Annotated in this window: 13 protein-coding genes; 6 read left to right on the forward strand and 7 right to left on the reverse strand. The window is 57.3% G+C overall.

The features are described from left to right. Positions 1-71 precede the first annotated feature (71 nt). Complete coding sequence (locus tag ACGHU1_RS08920; RefSeq protein ID WP_390585930.1) at positions 72-1286, reverse strand: diguanylate cyclase; 1215 nt, start codon at positions 1284-1286, stop codon at positions 72-74. 152 nt (positions 1287-1438) lie between these two features. Then, positions 1439-3562 carry a GMC family oxidoreductase gene (locus ACGHU1_RS08925; protein WP_390585932.1) on the reverse strand — a complete coding sequence of 708 codons (2124 nt, stop codon included), beginning with the start codon at positions 3560-3562 and terminating at the stop codon, positions 1439-1441. A 367-nt stretch (positions 3563-3929) separates the two neighbouring features. On the opposite strand from ACGHU1_RS08925, the gene ACGHU1_RS08930 reads away from it, so the two are divergent. The 5 genes from ACGHU1_RS08930 to ACGHU1_RS08950 all read left to right on the forward strand — a co-directional run bounded on the left by ACGHU1_RS08930 (position 3930) and on the right by ACGHU1_RS08950 (position 8653). Further along, complete coding sequence (locus ACGHU1_RS08930) at positions 3930-4493, forward strand: J domain-containing protein (RefSeq protein WP_390585934.1); 564 nt, start codon at positions 3930-3932, stop codon at positions 4491-4493. Positions 4494-5025: 532 nt separating this feature from the next. Then, a complete protein-coding gene (locus ACGHU1_RS08935; RefSeq protein ID WP_390585937.1) occupies positions 5026-6924 on the forward strand; it encodes a pilus assembly protein TadG-related protein in 1899 nt (632 codons plus the stop codon). Next, positions 6921-7529, forward strand: coding sequence for a TadE/TadG family type IV pilus assembly protein (locus ACGHU1_RS08940; RefSeq protein WP_390585939.1), 609 nt, complete (start codon positions 6921-6923; stop codon positions 7527-7529). Before ACGHU1_RS08935 ends, ACGHU1_RS08940 begins: the two co-directional genes overlap by 4 nt. Beyond that, a complete protein-coding gene (locus tag ACGHU1_RS08945; RefSeq protein ID WP_390585941.1) occupies positions 7526-8215 on the forward strand; it encodes a TadE/TadG family type IV pilus assembly protein in 690 nt (229 codons plus the stop codon). Before ACGHU1_RS08940 ends, ACGHU1_RS08945 begins: the two co-directional genes overlap by 4 nt. 42 nt (positions 8216-8257) lie before the next feature. Then, positions 8258-8653 carry a hypothetical protein gene (locus ACGHU1_RS08950; protein WP_390585942.1) on the forward strand — a complete coding sequence of 132 codons (396 nt, stop codon included), beginning with the start codon at positions 8258-8260 and terminating at the stop codon, positions 8651-8653. A 495-nt stretch (positions 8654-9148) separates the two neighbouring features. Here ACGHU1_RS08950 and ACGHU1_RS08955 read toward each other — a convergent pair whose 3' ends face one another. The 5 genes from ACGHU1_RS08955 to ACGHU1_RS08975 all read right to left on the reverse strand — a co-directional run bounded on the left by ACGHU1_RS08955 (position 9149) and on the right by ACGHU1_RS08975 (position 19890). Then, positions 9149-10573 carry an efflux transporter outer membrane subunit gene (locus tag ACGHU1_RS08955; RefSeq protein ID WP_390585945.1) on the reverse strand — a complete coding sequence of 475 codons (1425 nt, stop codon included), beginning with the start codon at positions 10571-10573 and terminating at the stop codon, positions 9149-9151. Beyond that, a complete protein-coding gene (locus tag ACGHU1_RS08960; RefSeq protein ID WP_390585946.1) occupies positions 10570-13689 on the reverse strand; it encodes an efflux RND transporter permease subunit in 3120 nt (1039 codons plus the stop codon). Before ACGHU1_RS08960 ends, ACGHU1_RS08955 begins: the two co-directional genes overlap by 4 nt. 21 nt (positions 13690-13710) lie before the next feature. After that, positions 13711-14796: an efflux RND transporter periplasmic adaptor subunit gene (locus ACGHU1_RS08965; protein WP_390585949.1), complete on the reverse strand. Its 1086-nt coding sequence runs from the start codon at positions 14794-14796 to the stop codon at positions 13711-13713. Between the two features lie 1242 nt (positions 14797-16038). Further along, the gene (locus ACGHU1_RS08970) at positions 16039-18087 is read right to left on the reverse strand and encodes a serine hydrolase (RefSeq protein ID WP_390585951.1); all 2049 of its coding nucleotides are present in this window, start codon (positions 18085-18087) and stop codon (positions 16039-16041) included. 84 nt (positions 18088-18171) lie between these two features. After that, entirely contained in the window at positions 18172-19890 is a 1719-nt protein-coding gene (locus ACGHU1_RS08975) for a S41 family peptidase (RefSeq protein WP_390585953.1), read from the reverse strand. 990 nt (positions 19891-20880) lie between these two features. On the opposite strand from ACGHU1_RS08975, the gene ACGHU1_RS08980 reads away from it, so the two are divergent. Continuing rightward, a complete protein-coding gene (locus tag ACGHU1_RS08980; protein WP_390585955.1) occupies positions 20881-21240 on the forward strand; it encodes a DUF3768 domain-containing protein in 360 nt (119 codons plus the stop codon). The last annotated feature ends 155 nt before the right edge of the window (positions 21241-21395 follow it).

A 21395-nucleotide genomic window follows, 5' to 3' on the forward strand; every position in this document is an offset into this window, starting at 1 on the left:
GTGGCTGTGACAGATGCGAAAAAGCAGGCTTCGGCTGATGAGGTGCAGATTTTTGGGCAAGCGGCGATCATTCAATCGGCGGCGGCGCGTTTTAAATCCTGGATCATCGGAACTGGTAGAGGCCGGGGCTGCCCATCGCTTGGGGCTTCGGCATTTTCGACACGGTTGCGGCCACGCGCCTTTGCCCGGTAAAGCGCCTCGTCAGCGCGTGCAAAGAGCTGTTCGTAGCTTTCCCCTTCGCGCGCTTCGGCCACCCCGAAACTGGCGGTTAGGCGAATGTCGTTACTGAGGCTGGAATGTTCGAGCCGTGCAAACGCCTTACGGACGCGCTCACTTAGCTGCGTCGCCGGTTCGTCTTCGCAGTCCCACACCGCAATGCAGAATTCCTCGCCGCCGATGCGGCCCGCCACATCATAGCGGCGCACCCGTTTGCGAATTAGCTCACCAAGGCCCGAAATGACCTGATCGCCCGACTGGTGTCCCCAGATATCGTTCACCTGTTTAAAGTGGTCGATATCCACCACCACCAGGCTAAGCGGGCGGCCCTCTGTCTGCGCGCGTGAAAGCAGCTCACGCATTGAGCGTTCGAACGATCCGCGATTGTGAAGGCCCGTGACTGCATCACGTTCGCTCTTCTGCCGCAACGCAGTGGTCCATTCAATAATTGTCGCGCCGATAAGCACCATTGCGCTGGCAACCGACTTAACGCCGAGAACGAGGCCGATGAGCGAATAGTAGACGGAATCGCGGTAAGCAGCGGCGAGAATTTCCTTCTCGAACATCAGGGTAAGATTAGGCCGGATCAGAAAATCCATCGCCTGCACCGCCACGACCACGATGATTGCGACATCGATCACCTCGCGCCGCCGCGAGGCAAGCAGGGTGCTGAACCCCATCGCGCACATGACACCGTAACCCGTGTTGACGATTATCAACCTGGGGCCGACGTCCTGCGTCAGCGACACCGCGATTGCCAGCACCGCCGCGCTGATCGCGTAAACGCCGATCAGGCTTCCCAGGTGGACACGCTGCCCAGCCCGCTCGCACAGCGAAACAAGGTAAACGATCATGCCGAGACTGTAGAAAGCCTGCGTTGTGTGGAAGAGGTAAAACGCGTCCGCTGGCAGGAAATGCGTGGCGAGAAATCCCGCTGCAAACAGAGCATATCCAATCGCAAAGCCGAGCACGTGACGCTGCATGCGCCCCGCCCACCAGAACACCGCAAAGGTCACCGCAAACAGCAGCGCCATCAATGGTGTCAGCAGTCCAAGGATTTGTGTTTGCATTTAACCGCCATGCTCCAATCCAAACCGGATATGCGCATAAGGTTAAAGCCGCCTTTAGGAATTACACTTTGCCTGAAAAGAATTCTGAAATTGCTTGCGTATTTCCGATGCCGACAATCGCGTCAGATAAAATTCAGCAGCTTTCAGGTTAATCAATCGGCGAAGGTCGAATGTGCGAGCGCCATTGTGAACATCTGCGCGTTGATGCGGATCGATGACGGGAAAACGCTGGCATCGGCAACATAAAGGTTTTTGTGGCCGTGCACGCGCAAATCGCTGCCGACGACCGAATTGCCGGGCCATGAGCCCATGATATTGCCGCCTTGCGGATGCGAAGTGCTGACAATGAAATCGCTCGATTTTTGCAGGTGCTCCTCGACAATTGCGGCCACATCGTCGCCGCGTTGTAACGTGACGGATTTGGCCGAGGGAAGATACACCTCCTGCGCGCCTCCCGCGAAATGCATCTTGATCGTATCAACGATGTATCCGCGCAGTTTCTTGCGATAGCTGGACTTAAGCTTGATGCGGAAATCGCCCCCGTCCACCTCGCCCATATCGCTTACCGGCATGAGGATGCCGAGGCACACCAGGTTGGAATAGGACTGCATCCGGCGGACATATTCATCGAACCATGCACCCATTGACGCCGAAAAGGTGGCGGGCGGATGGAACCAGCTTTCGATCAGATGACTGCCGCGGTCGACATATGCCCCCATCTGGACGCCGTCCCAGCTGTTCATCGCGTGCGGCATCTTGGCAATGACAGGGCAGGCGAGATTGCACGCGATTTTCTCGCCCACATTGGCGATTTCGAGCCGCTCCAGCAGATGCGATGATGCCGCCGTGCCCGCAGCGATGATCGTCCCCTTCTTCGGGCGGATCCTGTGATGCTCGCCGTTCTGGATGACCTGAACCGATTTCACCGGCTTGTCGCGCAGATGCACGCCGATATTGATCCTGTGCGCGGACGTGTTCGCCGCGATCAAGGCGCCGTCCCTTTCAGCGTCTTTCAGCAGGGTTTCGACGACCGAGTTCTTGCGGTCATAGGGGCAGCCTGAATTGCAATAACCACAGCCCCAGCATTCACGGCCCTCCGCCTTTAGTCCGTAATTCTTTTCAAACAGGCCAAAGGGCGCCTGCCGGTCGCCGGGTTTCGCATTCCCGCTGTCAAGAAAGACATCCCACGCGGTTTTGAGATATTCGCCGTTCGGTCCCGCCTGCTCCGGCGTGATTGCCGCGATTTGCAAGCGATCCCACAGAAAATCGAATGAGCGGGTGAGCTTGGCCCGGTCGATCCGAACGCCGTATTTGTCCCACCAATGGGCGATAACGTCCTGAGCGCCGGGATGGACAGCCGCGCTATCCGGGCGAAAGCAGATGCCGTTATTCACCAGCGATGACCCGCCAACGCATTCGGCCTGCATAATGGCAATTTCAAAGTTGCTCGAAGCCATCAGGCCGCCGCCATTGTACAGCTCGGCATATTGTCTCGCATCGTCATGGCGAAGTTCACTGGTCGGCCAATAATCGCCTTTCTCGATGACGATGACGCGCTCACCCTTGGCCGAAAGAGCGGCAGCGGCGGCCGCGCCCCCTGCCCCGGACCCGATGATCAACCAGTCGCATGGCTCATCACCCGTCAAAATGACCGGCGACAGGTCTTTCTTGTCTGAAAATCCGGGAAAGCCGGGGCGGCTTGGTGCAGGGATAAATCCGATAGAGCCCCAGCTTGAGGGCAATTGGTAGTAGGCCGAATAAAACACTGACCGCAGGCGCCCGAGCGTGCGGACAATGCCGAATTTCGAATTGATGATCCGTCCCTCGATCCGTTCTTGCCGCTGCTTGATCGTGCGATCCGGGAAGCTCCTGCCAAGGATGATTTCCATCGCGGCGAGGCCCAGCTTGACCTCGCTGCGAGTAGAGCGGGGCAGCATTTCGATCCAGCGCATGGCGGAATCGAGCACTTCTGCGGCGCTGCAACCCGGCGGCTGTCCGTTGAACAACGCCTCGATGAATGCCAGCTCAAACGAAATCTGTCGGTCGATAATCTTGCGGATGGCCGCGTCATCCACAAGGATGGTATCCGCCGCGCTGCGATCAATCGGCTCATCAACGCGCGTCACCGCGCCTGTATCCGAGATCACATATTCAAGCGTTTCTCCGCTGAACCCCTTCCCCGCCCGGACGACCGGGTGGCCATCCGGCGTATGCCCCAATGGTTTAATGTTAGAGGGGCTTTGCGCGGCAATCGTCGAGAAGGAAACAGCAGGCACCGAACTCTCCCAATTCCAAGTTTGACTGCTGTGCATTCTGCCTTATCTGCAAATATCTGCAACCGGGCCGCGTTAACCGCTTTCCGGCGGCGCCGGACCAGCGGACACTCGCTACCACCTGAAAGCAGAATTAGATTTATCTGACGTGGTAAGACGCAACGGCTAGCGTGGTTAGGACCCATTTGCGGGCTCCAATGCTTTGTTTCGATATGCCGCCAGAACGCAAAGTATAACTGCAGCGACACTTCGCCATAAACCGGGGCTTGGCCCCAACGATTTCGCGTTCAAATCATCGAGAGTAAATCAGCCCTAGCAACCCGCAAGACCACAGCCTATCAATGACAATATGAAAGACGAACGAGGTTTCATGGATTATTACGCCGTCCTTCAGGTCCAACCTGACTGTGACGAGCGAGTTCTGGAAATGGCATTTCACCATTTCGCCAAAATGTATCATCCAGATAATCCAAAGACATCAGACGAAGAGCGATTTCACGCAACTGTGGAAGCCTATAATATACTAAAGGACCCTAAAGAGCGTGAGATCTATGACTCCGTTCACGCAGGCCAATTTTCCGTAAGACAAGCCAATTCCACCAGTTCAACCCAAGCTAGTATCGGCGAAGATACAACTCTTAAGGATGCAGAGGTTCGCAATAGCTTGCTGCTTGAGCTTTATAAGCGACGCCGGGAATTTCCGACTGATGCTGGCATCACTGGCTGGCTTTTGCAGGAAACTCTAGCGCTGACAGAAGAAGCGTTTGAATTTCACATGTGGTACTTGAAATCGAAAGACTGTGTGGAAATCGACGATCAGGGAAAGCTGGCCATCACTGTGTGTGGAGTGGACCAAGTAGTTTCCCAAAGCCGGATGAAAAAGGCCGAAAAACTTCTTATCTCAGACACCAATTCGCCGTCATCTGAGGCTTAATTAGCGCGCTGCCCCCGGAAAAAACACGTGCCAAATCCAGCCGCGAATTCACTTGCGGGGCAGTGACCACTCACATATCCATGGAATACCCCGCAGCGTCGATCGTGGCGGTTTGTCACCGGGCCGGAATTTTGCGGCCAATCAAGCGTCTATCCAACGCCATGATGACACCAACAGCGGATCGGGAAATTGTCCGCTTGGTATTAGCATTTGCTGGACCACAGCACGTATCTGCAAATCACAGCCAATAATAGAAAAAGGCCATAAGCAGGCTCCGAAGAATGTTCAACAGCATTCTAAGACGCTCAAATGCCGTGCGAAATCACAGCATCCGCCTGGCAAAAAAACCGAACCTGTTCTCCTGCACTACGAATAAATTTACCAAATCTTAATAATATCTTTCAACCTCACTTAAAAATTTAATGTGCACATTTATAGCGGTAGGTTCAGGTGGATAATACGCAACCGACCCTATGGTTCTAAACTTAATCTTTAGGACTGTGTCTTATCAGCTGTGTGAGGAAGAAGCGTCGTGCCAAACAAGAAAAATGCTCCATTTCTGTTGCGCCTACGAGACAGCACCTCTGGTAACGTGCTTGCGTTGTCGGCTGCTGCGGTCATCCCGTTGATCGGGATCATCGGCGGCGGTCTTGATACCAGTCGCACATATCTTGCGAAGTCGCGCCTCCAGCAGGCATGCGATTCTGCTACCCTTGCTGCTCGAAAGCAGCTCGCAGGGAACACGGTGTCAGGCGGCACAATCCCGTCCGAAATCGAAGACGTGGCCGACGCCTTCTTCAACAACAACTTCCGAAGCGGGATGTACGGCTCCGAAAACGAAACTTTCGTTTTGACGGCCGATGGCGAAACCAAGATGAATGGTGCTGCCAGCGTGGAAGTGCCCACCACCCTTATGGCGGTATTCGGCTACGATAAAATCGATGTCGATGTCACGTGTAGCGCTGAACTGAATCTGCCCAATATCGATGTGGTGCTGGTTCTGGATATGTCCGGATCGATGGCAGGCCAGCGGGTCGCCGATCTGAAAGACGCGGTTTACGACTTCTATGACGAAGTGATGGCGGTCAAACCTGCTGACGCACGCATTCGTATCGGTGTTGTTCCTTACAATAGCGGCGTAAATGTTGGTTCTATGCTTCTTGCCGAAAACCCGGATTTTCTGGCCGATAGCTTCACGTACCAGTCGCGCGAGGCCTTCTTTGAACTAGTCAGCAATAATGATGGCATCGAGGAAGGCGACCGTCTTGATGAAACCCGGTCAACGGAATTGTTGCCGCGCAACCCCGTACAGTTAGGCAGTAGTAATTCCGCACAATACCACTGGAACAAAAATAACAAAAAGAAACGGCAGGAATGCCGTGATTATGCGGGGACCTATCAGGCTGACGGATACACTTGGGAAATTTCCAATCCGAAATGGCTACCTAACTACTGGACTCACTGGCCGAATAACCAGAAAGCCGCCTGCCGCGCTGATGTCACCAAATATCGTGAAGCGACTCAGGATGATGAGCAGGAAGAAACGTTCACCGAAGTGTTCGACTATTATGTCTACAAAGACATGATCTTTGACACGTCCAGCTTCAAGATGGGCAACACGGTGACGACGCCAACCGGAACTAGGGGCGCAGATGTGTTGAGTTCCTGGAATGGTTGCATCGAGGAGCGGCAGACGGTCGCTACCACGACTTTCGCGCCGATCCCTGATGACGCGTATGACCTGGATATTGACCTGGTCCCAACCGCTGGTAACCCGGCAACGCAATGGAAGCCAATGTGGCCTCAGATTACATATGATCGCGGCGGACCGGATCACTGGACCACGGAGACCAACAGGTCGACCCGCGGCTATTATTGTCCAAATTCAGCCATGCGGCTCACCGAATTCCCGCTGGAAGGTGGGTCGCGCAACGGGGCATTCGAAACTTACATCAACAACCTGACGCCGAGTGGCTGGACGATGCACGATATCGGCATGATCTGGGCTGGTCGCATGATTTCACCCGATGGAATCTTCGCAAGCGACAATCGAGATGCGCCGAACGGTGACCCGATCGCACGTCACATCATCTTCATGACCGATGGTGAAATGCGCGCAAGCCCGACGGTCACAACTGCATACGGAAATTACGACATGGATGGCCGTGCTGCTGGTTTTGCCATGGATGGCACCTGGGCGGAAGCTGACTTGTCCATAATCCACAACGCGCGGCTCGATGCGATCTGCTCGCGGATCAAAAACAAGAACATAACAGTTTGGTCCGTTTCTTTTGAACTGGCACTCAATGACCACACAAGAGGTTGCTCGAGCGGCACCGGACGTGCTTTTGAAGCCGACAATGCGGAAGAGCTTTCAAACTCGTTCAAGACAATCGCTGGCTCCATTGCAGAACTGAGACTGGTTGAATGATGAAAAAGGCGACATCACCATTCGGTAAACTAGCCCGTAAGGAAGATGGTGTAACCATTGTGGAGTTCGCATTGGTTGCACCCGTTCTCCTGCTTATGCTGGTCGGCTTGCTGGATTTTGGCTTGCAAATGTATGCTCGCGCTATCGTCGATGGCGCAATGCAAGACGCCGGACGAGACTCGTCGCTTGAACCAGGTGGGCCGACTGCCGCCCAGATGGATGCCCAAGTCACAGCTCGCATCAACGATCTGTTGCCATCTGCCAATGTCACCTTCACCCGCCGAAACTACGAGGATTACGGCGACGTCGGCGCGGCGGAGGAATTCACGGATTCCAATGGCGACGGTATCTGCAACGATAATGAACCGTTCGAAGATATGAACGGCAACGGAATATGGGACGGCGATCAGGGCCGTGATGGCCGCGGCGGTGCTAGCGATGCGGTGGTATACGAATCTCAAACATCATACGGCCGCCTGTTTCCAATCGACGCATTCATAAATGTCTCTCCCAATGTGGTGATCGAATCCACCACGATTCTCCGCAACCAGCCGTATTCCGACCAGGGTGAACGCATCGCAGAAGCAGGGTCTTGTGACGTATGATTAAAGCAGCACGGAAATTGATCGGCTGGCGCACCGCGCACAGGCTGAAACGTGACGAGAACGCCGTCGCGATGGTGGAATTCGCGTTTGCGGCGCCCTTGCTTGGGTTCATGGGCTTGGTGGGGCTGGAGCTGGCATACACGGCCAATATGCATATGCGCGTCAGCCAGTTGACAATGCAGATCGCTGATAACGCATCGCGTATGGGCGATAACGAGGTACTCACTGCCAAGCGTGTCCGTGAAGGCGACATTTACGACCTGCTGGTAGGCGCTGAGATCCAGGCGGGTGGCCTTGATCTGTTTGAAAATGGCCGGGTCATCATCAGCAGCCTTGAGCAAAACGAAGATGGCGGCCAGTGGATCCATTGGCAGCGCTGCATGGGGAAGAAGAACTTCGCGTCGGCTTATGGCCCGGCGGGAACGGGTGAAACAGGCGACTCCTTCCCAGGCATGGGCATGACGGGTGAAAAACTTATGGCGCCTCCTGACGGGGCGGTCATGTATGTTGAGGTCTCGCTCGACTACGAATCGCTGACCAAGACCCAGATCGTTGAAGACTATGTCTTGCCGCTGGTTATCAGCAGCGAAGCGGCATTTACTGTACGCAGTTCGCGTGATCTGACCGGTGTATTCGAGCAGGACGGCATCGACGCGGCGACCTGCGACAAATTTGAGGCGTTGTGAGCCATGAACAAAAATATAGCGATGACGATGTTGGGGTTTGTAGTGCTGCTGGTCGCAGTTATCGGCCAGGAGGGCGGTCCGCTTTCAAAAATGTCCAACGCAGCAGATGCAGAAGAACCGGGCTTTGTTGCCAAGAACGACGCAGATTCTGATGGTGAGCGCGTGGATTCAGACCGCAATGACACTTCAACAGAGCTCGCAGAGGGCTGGGCGGATGAACCCATCGATCCCATGAAGGACATCCCCGATTTCGATAAGCCTGCAACATTTGCCGAGGCGAAGATCCAGGAATACGGTTCGAGTTCACCGGCATCCACGATTGCAAAGTCGAGAAAGACAGTCGCCACGCGAGCGCAGCGGACTCGTTCGGCAAACTATGACAGAAGCCTTGTGCCAGACGGTTATGTCGACTTGAATTTCAATCCTCAGCTTCACTGAAGCCGAAACGTCGATCGGAAAAGGTGTTGTCTGACTAATCACAACTCGTCTTTGACTGGCGCAGTCAGAGCTCTTGCCCGGCCGAATAGATGCCCTGTTACGCCGAAGAACAGGGAAGCCTCATTTCTGCGTGGCTAACCCTCAGTAATGACGCGCTTTTATCGGTAGTAATTCAGTCAAATCGGGCCAGATCAACCTGTTCTGCGCTCGAAACGAAGAATTTTGCCTGTTTTCTCCTATTAAACAGTCAAACTTACCGATTGCAATTGGCGCAGAGACTGGCCGCGCAAATCTCCCCTGATATCCGCAGAGACTGCGCTTCAAGACGGGGATAGATACGGATTGGCCTGCTCAAGCCCGCACACACCGCAGCTTTACCCGGGAGCCCTGTAAACAGAGATTGGTGCTGAGGGTGGGTGGAGGTGGAGTCAGTCGCATGGCAACCAGTCTTCGAATGGTCGTCTGCTTTGCGCCCCAACTTCGGTCATTGGGGTGTTATTGAATCGACACCGGAAGCAGACCATCTGCACTCCACGATCCGCCGAGTGCAAGGTTGAGCCCGACCCATTGGTCGATCCGCTGGCGGCGCACGCTCACCAGGTTGCGTTCCGCCTGGAAAAGGCGCTGCTGAAAATTGAGCACATCGATCAGGTCGATCTCGCCTTCGCGGTACTGCAACTGGGCAAGCTGGTAGGCTGTCCCCGCATCGTCGGCAGCGGCCGCGAGGATCTGTTCGCGTTCCTCCAGCACGGTGACGGCGTCGAGATTGTCCTCGACCTCGCGCAGGGCGGCAAGAGCGGTCGAGGCATATAGCGCGATCGCCGCGCGGCGGTTGGCATCAGCTTCGTCCTCGCGTGCGCCGCGCAGGCCGCCATCGAACACCGGCTGTAGGACATCGCCGATGATCGACCAGATAATGTTATCGGTATCGAGCAGGTCGCCGAGATCGGTGGAGGCGACGCCTCCGACAGCGGTTAGCACAAGTTGCGGCAGTTGTGCGGCCCGCGCCTGATCGAGATTGGCAAACGCTGCGGCAACCCTGCGCTCGGCCGCAATCACGTCTGGACGCCGTTCGAGCAGTTGGGCGGGCAGCCCCGCGGGCGGCGCGGGCGGCGCTTCGGGAAGGCTCCGGCCGACGGTCACGAGATTGGCCGGATAACGCCCGACCAGCACCTCGAGCGCGCGGCGGGCGTTGCGCGCCGCGATCTGCGTCTGGGCGAGGCTGTCCAGCGCGGATTGATAATCCGCCCCCGTCGTCGCGGTGTTCTGGCGCGAGGCAAAGCCTTCGCGGTATCGCACCCGCACGATCCGGTCGATTTCAGCGAGGGCTTCGACCGTGCGCTGTGCCACACTGACCTGTTCAGCGGCCTCGATACTGACAAAATAGGCTGCAGCGACCCCGGCGGCGAGCGAATATTGCGCAAACCGCAAATCCGCCTCGACCGCCTGCGCGCTGGCATAGGCGGCGTTGCGGCCCGCGCGCACCCGGCCCCAAAGGTCAACCTCCCACTGTGCCTGCCCCGCAACGGTGTAGAACGCCTGATTGAGCGCGAACGGATTGGGCGATTCGGTCCGGTCGACGTTCACATTGGCGTTGATCTGCGGGAACAGCGCCGCACGCGCTTGCCGCACCAGCGCGCGCGAGGCGTCGAGATTTGCGGCGGCGGCGCGGATATCGGGGTTGTTGGCCTGCGCCTCGAGCACAAGTTCAATCAGCACCGGATCGCCGACCGCCTCGATCCAGCCGATCCGCACCTCCCCCGGCACCGTGCCCTCGACCACCCATTGCGGCGGCAAGGCGGGCAGGCTCTGCGCGGTGGCGGCGGCGATTTCTTCGGGAGTGCTGAGGCTGGCGCAGCCCGCCAATGCGAGCGCGAGCGCCGCCGGGGCTGTGCCAACCAGAAGCCTGCGCGCGATCATGCCACCGCCTCCCCGCCGGTTTTCCTGGTGCCGGATTTGTCCGCGCGCTCGTCGCTCGAAATGCCGAACACGGCGGCATAGACCACCGGCACCACCAGCAGCGTCAGCGCGGTCGCGAAGGTCAGGCCGAACACCAGCACCACCGCCATCGACTTGAAAAAGGCATCGGTGAACAGCGGCAGCACGCCAAGCACCGTTGTGCCTGACCCCAACAGGACCGGGCGCACACGGCTGGCGGCGCTATCGAGCAGCGCGTCCATGCGCGGCTTGCCATCGCCGATTTCAAGATCGATCTGGTCCACCAGCACGATCGCGTTCTTGATCAGCAGCCCGGCCAGAGACAGCACGCCGAGGATCGCCATGAATTCGAACGGCACGCCCATCACGATCAGACCGAACACAACGCCCACCAGCGCGAGAGGCACCACCGACCAGATCACCAGCGGCTGGCGCACCGCGTTGAACAGGAAGATCGTCACCAGCACCATCGCGCCAAATCCAAGCGGGATCGTGCTGGCGAGATTTTCGTTGGCCTCTGCCGAATTGCCCGATTCCCCATCCCACTCAAGCGAGTAGCCCGGCGGCAGCGCAATGTCCTCGACCAGCGGCTGGACCCGCGCCTGCAAATTGCCGGCCAGTTCGCCGGGTGCAGGATCGGCCTGCGCCTTGATCGACCAGACATTGTCGGTGCGCCGCAGGCGACTGTCGCGGAAGATCGTTTGGATGCCGTCGGTGACCTGTTCGACCGGAACCGCTGCGCCGGTCGGACCGAGCACCTGGATCAGCGGCAGACCCTCGACGCTCTCGCGCTCATCCGCAGGCGCGCGCGACATGATCGGGATCAGATCGTCATTCTCGCGATAGACGCCGACCTGCTGGCCCGAGTAATTGCGCGCCAGCGCCGCGCCCAGATCGGACCGGCTGATGCCCGCGCGCCGCCCTTTGACCTCGGAATAGACCGGTTCGATCGCGGGCACGCGCTGGCGCCAATTGTCCTTGATCGCGATTGCCTTGCCGTCTGCGTGATAAATCTCCTGCGCCTGCCGGGCAAGGTCGCGCAGCACTTCGGGATCGGGCCCGCTGAAGGTCGCCTCGATCTTCGAACCGCCGCCCGGCCCGAGGATAAACCGCCAGACCTTGCCTTGCGCCTGCGTGAAATTGGCATCGATATATTGCTGCACCTGCGGCACCAGCGTATCGAGCCGGTTGTAATCATCGAGCTTCACTAACAATTGCCCATAGGCTGCGTTGGTGCTCTCGAACTGATAGACCAGCATGTAGCGCAAGGTGCCCCGGCCCACGAGCGTGTGGACGTGTTCCACCCCTTCGAGCGTGTTGATATATTCGCTCAGCTTGCGCATGTCGGCATCGGTCTGGTCGATGTCGGTGCCTTCGGGCAGCCAGTAATCGACCACCAGTTGTGGCGTCGTCGAGGCGGGGAAGAAACCAGGCGTGACATAACCAAAACCGAACACCGAGGCGACGAACAGCCCCACTGCCGCCGCGATGGTGGTCACCCGGCGAGCGATCAGCACTTCGATGATATCCTTGAAGCGTTGCATCAGGCCGTCGGTCTTATCCTGCGGAGCCTCTTCAGCGGCCACGCCCCCTTCAGCCTCGGGCGCCTGCGCCGCCTCTTTGAACAGCAGCGAACACAAGAACGGCGTGATCGTAATTGCGAAGACCCAGCTGTAAAGCAGCGAGATCAGGATCACCCAAAACAGGTCTCCGGTAAACTCGGCGGTGTCGCCGGGCGCAAGGCCGATGGGCGCGAAAGCGAGGATGCCGACCAGTGTCCCGCCCAGCAGCGGCCAGATCGAGCGTTTGACGATCGTGCTAGATATCTCGATGATCTTCTGACCGCGCTGCACCCCGGTCAGCACGCCATCGACAACCACGATCGCATTGTCGACCAACATCCCCAGCGCGATTATCAACGCGCCCAGCGAGATGCGGTGCATCGGGATATCGCTCATATACATCGTGCCCAGCGTTGCCGCGATGGTCAGCAGCAGCCCGATCCCGATCACGAGCCCCGAGCGCAGCCCCATGAACACCACCAGCGCACCGATCACGATCACCAACGCCAGGAACACGTTGACCACGAAATCGGTCACCGATCTGTCGACCACCTTGCCCTGGTTGTAGAATTCATGGATCTCAATTCCGGCCGGGCGCTGGCCTTCGACCTCGGCAAGGCGCTGCGAAAGCCGTTCGGCCACCGCGACGACATTGCTGCCCGAAACCGCCGCCACGCCCATGATCAGGCCCGGCTCGCCATCCCAATAGGCGAGGAAGTCGGGCGGATCACGCAGGCCACGGGTGACTGTGGCGATATCGCTCAACTGCACCACGCTGCCATTGCTGGATGCAACCAGCAGGTTGGAGATCGCCGCAACCGAATCGATATCGCCGCTCGGCGTGATGATAAGGCGCTTTCCATCGACCTCGACCGTGCCGCCGGGCACGACGGTGTTCTGGGTCGAAAGTTGCTGGAAGATCGCGTTGACCGTGGCGCCCAGCGCGGCGGCGTTCTGGCGCGAGATCTCGACATAAATGACCTCCTGGCGTTCGGCCGCGATGTTAATCTTGCCAACACCGTCGACCGCCAGCAGATCCTGCCGCAGCGCCTTGGCATAGGTGCGCAGTTCGGGCATCGAATAGCCCTCGCCGGTGAGCACGTAATAGAGCCCGAAAACATCGCCGAATTCGTCGAACACCATGCTCGGGCCAGCGCCAGGCGGCAGGTCGCCGGCGGCATCGCGGACCTTATTGCGCAGCTTGTTCCAGATGTTCTGAAGCGCGCCCTTGTCGGGGCTGGCCGAAAACTTGATATCGACCGAAAGCTCCGAAAAGCCCGCCGAGGAAACCGAGCGCACTTCGTCGACCTCGGCCATGTCCTGAAGCGCTTCTTCGAGCGGGGCCGAAACCTCGCGCGCGACCTGTTCGGGTGAGCCGCCGGGATATTGCGTGAAGATCTGCGCGGTGCGGATCGTGAATTCGGGATCCTCGAAGCGCGGCATGTTCTGATAGGCGGTCCACCCCGCCAGCAGCGAGAGCGCGATCACGATCCACATGATCAACCGGTTGCGAATGCTGAAGGCTGCGATATCCATATCTGCAACGCCGCCCCGCGGCTATTCGCCCCAGGGGCGAACCGTGTCGCCCTCGCGGAAGTAGTTGCCGCCGGCGGCCACGATGGTCTCGCCAGCCTTCAGCCCCGTGATCGCGCGCAAGGTTTCTCCTACGCCGTCCTCGATCGTGATCTCGCGCCGTTCAAGTACCTTGTCCAGCCCCTTGGCCACCCACACAAAGCGCTTGCCGCCCTCTGACATGATCGCCGCCAGCGGCACTTCGACACCATTGGGCCCCTCGCTTTCCTCAATCGGTTCGCCCTCGTAGAACAGGGTCGCTGTCATCCCGGTGAGCACCAGCAATTCGGAAGGCGGGGTAAAGCTGAAATGCGCCTCGAAGGTCTGGGTGGAGCTGTCCGCCTGCCCGCGCGCCTCACGGAAAACCGCCGGGAACTGGCGACCGGGGGCCGCATCCAGCTCGACGAAGATATTGAAAAAGCGCCGCTGGTTGGAAACCAGCACGAAACTGGCGGGCACATTGACCACCGCCTCGACCGCGCGGCTTTGCAGGACCAGCACCGGCTGCTGCGGACCGACATTCTGGAACTGCTCAACATAAGTCACCCCGACCCCGCCGCTGAACGGTGCCCGCAGAACGGTATCGGAAAGGTTTTTCTGCGCAGTGTCGAGTGCCGCCTTGGCTACCTGGCGCTGGGCCAGGCGGCTTTCCACCACGCTTTTGGAGATCGCGTCCTGTTCGATCAGGCGCTGCGCGCGTTCATATTCGCTGTTGGCATTGAGGTATTGCGCCTCGGCCTGGCTGACGGCTGCGCGGTAGCTCGTCGGCTCGATCCGCGCAATCACATCGCCGCGGCTGAACCGTGCACCGTCGATCGCGTTCCACTCGATGATCTGCCCGCCGACCTGAAATGCCAGATCGGTGGTACGGACCGAGCGGACGACCGCCGGAAAACTGCCCGAAGTCTGCGAATTGGCGGATTGGACGGTCACCAGCTTGGCCGGGCGCGGCGGTGTGTCCACCGCATCCACCTTGGTCGATCCGCAGGCGGCGAGGACAAGCAGCGCACCCGCGAGTGCCAGGAGAGCAACATGCTGCCGCCAAGATTCCCGAACGAAGATAGACGCCAAAGTGAATCTCCAAACGCATCGACCAAATTGCGGCTGCACGGCAAAAAAATTCAGGGCCTATAGATAAGTAGTGCTCAATATGGAGGGTGAACTGGCCAACTTCGATCTGATTGATAGTTCGCCAGGTCATGGCGAAAAAATGAATTTCCCGAAAGCTCGCTGCGCAAGCGCAGAGACAAATACTGCTTTTGTATTGCCTGCTCCCAAGGGTGGCCACACTCTGAGGACGGCAGGCCTACCCGGGTATCCAGTATACTTAGCCGTTATTGGCGCGCAACCCCTCGTTTCCTGCGTCACAACTTCCAGACTGACCGCGTCCAAGTATCGCAAAAGGCCGACATTTTTCGCCGCGGGTCCGGATCCAGCGCCAGTCTCCGGTTGAATTCCTTGCTGATTCCGGGAGGCCCGCGGAAGCCCGTCCATCCTCCCCGGCCCCGGAAAACTACCATCGGGGATCGATTCGTCCAGCACGGCCCGGAGGGTGGGCAAGGGAGTGGGCAAGGCGCCCTGCCTGGGCGTCATCGTGAAGTGCCCGGTGATGCTTCTGAAGGTCAAGGCGACAGGGCCGCGTGACACGCCCTTCTTGGGCGTGGTCGTCAGTCCCGCATAAGTTGTCAGCACCTTGATGCTCGGGGCAGGCGACATCCACGCCAAGCGCTAGCGCAACCCGTCGCGGAATTGCTCTGCGTCGACCTTTTACAATCGGTAGACCTGCCACGAATCTTACTTCTGTCCGGCGCTGAGATCATCCCAGATCGATCGCCTTCCCACCGAGCTGGTCGCGGAGGAGCTGGTCGCCGCGACGACAGCGGAACGCGCGGGTCGTCTGAGCCGGCGGCGTTTCCTGCAGGGATTCTGACCGATCCGAACGATGACCTCAATCCCGACACTTCAATCTTGGTTCGAGACGAGCAAGACCGTGCAAGTTGATCGCTGCCTGCCCCTAGAGGACTAAACACGAATAGCACTAATCGCTTCTAAATCGGACAGTCCGGTTTCAGCCGCCGGTAATCCATGAGCAGACTGTCGCCTCACGGCCCAATTGCCGAACGTCCGCTTGGAAACTGAATTCTTTGAAAGCTACCGTGTGGCGACATTCGGCAGACTAGTCCCGTCCGTTCGAACCCTGCCTGCGCCCCCGAAGCGAATGAAACATCATGACGGTCGCGGTTTGCGCGTAAGAGCGGCATCCAAAAGGAAATTGCATCGAGTTCAGCTAGCGTGACTAGCCCAAATCAGTCTCTATTCGATCCTGTCGAACCTTACACCCTGCGTCCTAACGCTGTTCACGCTGAAACCGGTGGCACGTCCCGTTGAGTCGCGATCAAAAGCAACCCCCCAAACAGGGCTTCTAAAATCGCCAAGGAAGCGACCGTCCGCACTGGGGCGAAGCTTAATCGGCTCCTTTCGCCCGGGTATAATCGCCAAGACGACGCCATCTTCCTCGCCAACAGTAAAAAGAGAATCCAACTCTTCGCTGTAATACCGCCCTACATAATCTTGCGGGTTCAGGGGTTCTGGTTCGCTTGTAATGCGATAAAACGGCTGCGGGCCCATGCGCGGCGCGCTGATAGACTGCGCCTTACCACCTTTCACCTGACTGAAAGTGATCTCAAGACCCCCTCGCGTCCGGAAGCTGTCGTCTGCGACAGGAGTAATTTTCCAAGGCTTAGTCTCACTGGTCATGAGTATTTGGTAACCCTCATCGTCGCGAGTGACCGTCATCATGTATCCGAGGAAGCCTTCCTGCTCGTAACGCCCCTCAAACATGTCGAAACGCGCCGCGTCGAAGGTATCAGGGTTGTACGGCGTCTCCTCGGTCTCCTCGGTCTTCTCCTCTACGCTGTCGCTGAGCGTTTCAGGTTTCAACTGATCTCCGAAGAACATTTCCGTCGTCGTGTCGGTGATATTGATCGGATCGATAGTGCCCGCATTGGCCAGCACCACCACCCCTGCTCCTAAGGTCGGATAGAACACAACGTCCGACCGATAGCCAGCAACCGAACCGCTATGTTCGAACCGGTCCAGACCTTTAAATGTCTCGACATACAAACCGAGCCCGTAATCGGTGGTCTCTCCATCATTCAGACGGGCGACTTTTGTCATCTGGTCGATGACGTTTCGGCCACCCACTTTCGCAGTGCGATAGTTGTCCAGCCAGAGCGCAAGATCACCGACAGTCGTGTATCCCAACCCCGAACCGTAGAGCGTATCGGCCAGAACCTCTTCCTGCCACACGCCGTTTTCCGACTCATAGGAACTCGCGCGATTTGGGATAACCTCCCGAAAGTTGTCGATGACCACAGTGTTTGTCATGCCCAAGGGCAGGAGAATGTTCTCCTCCACCCATTGCCGGAAAGATTGATCGGTTACGCGGGAAACGACTTCGGCGGCCAAATCGTAGTTTCCGTTGCTGTATTCGAATTTCGAGCCGGGCTCGAAACTCAGAGCTTTCTGCCTCAAGAGGAGGTCGCGCACGGTTTTGAACCGCATCGGATCCCCGCGCTGGCGTCCGGCCAGACCTGCCAGTCCAAACGTATCTCGGATACCGCTTGTGTGCGATAGCATTTGACGCAGTGTCACCGCTTGCCCGACGTCGAGCTCCGGCAGGTAAAGCCTCACGTCGTCATCTAGGGATAGTTTTCCCTGATCGGCCAGCATGACGACCGCCATCGCGGTGAACTGCTTGCCGACAGATGCCATGTTGAAGCGCGTATCGGTCGAAATCGGTATACCGTGTTCGAGGTTCGCTGTGCCGTAGCCTTTGGCGTGAACAACCTGACCATCGCGGACGACAGCCACGGCGAGGCCCGGGGAGCCTGTGCCATAGTCTGCAAGTGCCTGATCGAGCTGACCTGCAGGTGTCGCCGCTGTAGGCTCGGAACGCACAAGCCGCATGACGTAGTCGCCCGTCTCATTGCCGTAAGGGCGAACCGTTAGCGTGTGCTCGCCGGCAGACGTCGCTGTGAACCGATACGTCTCCGGTCCGCGAGCAGGACGGTCAAAAGTCTGAATCTTCTCCCCATCGGGCCCTGTGAGCGTGATGCTGACATCAACCGTGATCTGATCCGCAGCACCGAGGACGAAGTCGCCTGGGTCCAGATCGAGCGTATAGGTGTCAGCTGCACCTTTTTCGAGATTGCCCTCTATCGGTGCGCCAACAGCCAGCGCCGATTGGGCGTATAGAGGGGCCGCCAGCGTTAGACTGGCAAGGGATGTCGCGAGACCGAGGCCCATTACCAGCGAACGAGCACGCTTCGCTTGGTTCTTCTTAAAGCCTTTGCATTTCATGCTACGCGCCTTTGTTGTTTTCTTCAGTAGAGATGGGCCGAGAACTTCACTTTGAGGCCACTTGTAAAGAGCGGCCAGTCAAAGTCAGTTCAATTCTGAAAAATATCGGATAGCGGCTTCGAGGGCCGGATCGCGTCGCTCAATGAAGGCCTTCACAGTCAGCGGCGCTAAAGTATCAGGCTGCACCCCATCACCCACAAAGTCTGATCCATCTGGATAGGTATCGCGTTTTGTCGTGATGCGGGCTGTGCCGCCCCCGGGTAAATAGAATCCTAGGGGTTGCCCTGTGCTGCCGCCGCTGGCCTGTCCGATAATGGGTCCGCGATCCATGACATCAAAGGCCACCAGGAAATCCTCCGCGGCCGAGAAAGTACTCGTCCCGGATAGGACCGCAACAGGTCCGGCGTAATACTGATCGGGATCAGGAGCCCTCGTATTCCCCGTGGATTCGAAGCTGTCAGTTTGATAGCCCCATGCACGAAAGGCGGGGCGATAGTTCATCGTTCTCCATGAGCTGACCGCAAAGGCCTCTTGGGTAAGTCTGGAAAGGACATCATAGCCATAATTGCTGCTGCCGCCGCCATTCTTGCGCACGTCGAAAATAATGCCATCGGCCTTAGAAATCTCTTCAAAATTATTGGCAAAGCCTTGCGAGGCTTCTGAACTACCGAAAGAGTTGAGTTCCACATAGGCAATATTCCCCGGCAGCATTTTCCATCGAAAATTCGGCGGCTGTTCTTCTCTGCCTTTGGTCAATGCCGTCCATGTATCCCAGTCAGGTCGACGGGATTGAACGATGACGATATCGTCTGACTGCTTCTTGATGGTGAGTTCGAGTGGACCTTCTGGCCCCTTTAATAAGCGCCATGAATAGACCACGCTATCAATGTAGGCTTTATTCGAACCGCTGACGTAAGGGCGGTGCTGCGTATCGGCAAACTCTTGGATGGGCTGTCCGTCTACAGCTATGATTTCATCGCCGCGAATGACGCCTGCGGCTTCGAGTTCCTCGCCTGCGACGTAGTCCAGGATAAGTCGCTCTTCGATCCATTGGTAGTTGAAGGCTGGGACATTGGAACGTCCGTCGTTGAACTCTGAGACATTCGGGAAATAGACATTCGCATGACCATCTTCGAGCTTCGCGACGAACGCTTGGAGTAACCGATAATACTCATAAGTGTTTTCGCTGGCCATGACGCGCGGGATCATGGCGCGATATTCGGCGTCCCAATCAAGCTCGGGAACGAGATCAAAGTTCGCGAAATTGTATTTGGCCTCCGACCAGAGAAGAGACAGGCCCGCCAGCTTATCCTCAACGGGCAAGTTCTCTTCATACGCAGGCCGAACAGAAACCGTGCCCCAACGTCTGTCTTCGCTCGCGCTCGCCTCTGCAACGGTCTCTTCGATAGCAACCCAGCGAGACGTATTCCTCAGACTATCAAGGTCCGTATCCTGTTTCAGCGAATAGGTATCGATGAAGCCAAGCGCGACCGCCAGTTCTAACAAGTCCAGGGCTTTATCGCTCTGCCCTCCTGCAAGCGCATAAGCGCAAGCGGCGTTATAGGCGGCTGAGCGGCGCGTCCATTTCGGGGCATCTTCCCGGTTCGCCATTTCCTCGTACAGGGCCCCGGCCTCAGCATATGCCCCCGATTTGTATCGCGCATCCGCCTGACTTTCGATGGCAACAATAGAGAGTTCGGGCTCTTGTTCTCTGGCGGCTAACTCTTTGGAAGCGATTGCCGAAAGACATAACGCGAGGCTGACTACAAAAGTTGAAGCAAATTTCGGAGCCTTGAATGCCATAAATTCCCCCTCTTCTTATTACTGGCACAGGTCAAAGGCCGAACCCAGACAGAAATTTACAATTGACCAAGCGAAATTTGCATTTGCTCTGGGGCATTGCCAGAGAGTCTTTGTGAGCGTTTCTCGCGATCCAGCAGGGAACGGATCGCCCAAGTCTGCTTCTGATTGAATGGCCGCTTGGGTCCGATTTTAGCGGCAAAGTTCCAGGGCAATCGGTTCTGAGGTGGGGGGTCGAATTGTGAATAAATCATTGTCATTTTCCTCAGCCGGAATGGCCTCGGGAAAGGGCCGCTCTTGAGACCTAAAAATCGGATCGCTATCGCTGGGATTGGGGCGCTTTTCAGATATTCACCCTCTTACTGTCCAGCAGTTGGGCCAATCCACTTTTTGAGGCGTGCGGGTGCAGTTCCGAACCTCACGTTGCTCATCCTCGGTGAGCTGGCGATTTCCTAGCCTCGCGAGCGCAGCTTGAACTACCCATGGATTGATTTCCCATCGAACCCTCTGTTCATCCATCGGGTATTTCTTGATGGCCATGCCGAGCCTTCGAAGCACGCACTCAATCTGCATCGGAACCAGCACGATGCCATGGATCGGCCCAATCACGGTTTATCACCTAGCTAAAAATTTGGGCGCTGACGTGGCCAAGCCTGATGTGCACCTCGAAAGGCTGGCTAGAGGCGATAAAACCACCTCACAGACCCTTTGTCGCAGGCTTTCACGTTGGACTGGCTACCGCGTCGCTACAATCGATACAGTGCTTTGGCGCGCATGTGCGAACGGTTTCCTGCATTCCCCAACCTATGAACGGCATGGGTGGGTAGCGGCTTTCCGCTTGAGAAAATAACTGATTTTCAGGTGTATCTGCGGGAAAATGACCGCAAAACTCACCTGAACCCTGGTTCAGCACCACTTAGGTGCCTGACAATTGCAGACATCAAACCCTGCATCTTCCGTAAAATCACCAAACAAAGAGAAAGGAATTTGACCATGGCGTCAGAACCAATGAAGACGTGCGTCCACACCCCGCGTGCAGAAGCCATTGCGCAGCTTAACGACAATCTACGCAAAACCGGCTCTGGAGGGGCTATAACCGTCACCAGAGGCGTCAGACTGCTACCAAGCTTCTGCCCAATGGCGTTAATGCGAGCGCTTGGCGCATATAACGACTTCGATGAGCACAATGACCCGCATGGAGAGCGCGATTTTGGCGATCTGAACCTGTTTGACGAAGATCTGCTTTGGAAGATCGATTATTACGACAAAACGCTCACTTACGGCTCAGATGATCCCGCCGACCCCGCCAAGACGCAGCGCGTTCTGACCGTGATGCTGGCCGGTGAGTATTAGAAGTCGGCCAAGCTCAAAAGCGCTGAAGGATCGATTTTGAGTGCTTTGGCAACTCTGTGAAGATTAAGCAGCGTAACATTGCGCTCAGCCTCCACTTCACCAGTGAACATGCCAGTGTGACTGCTCAGCTTGTACGCGGGGAACCCTTCCTAGCC

It is taken from the genome of Erythrobacter sp. MTPC3, from assembly GCF_042854385.1.
GTDB lineage: Bacteria > Pseudomonadota > Alphaproteobacteria > Sphingomonadales > Sphingomonadaceae > Erythrobacter.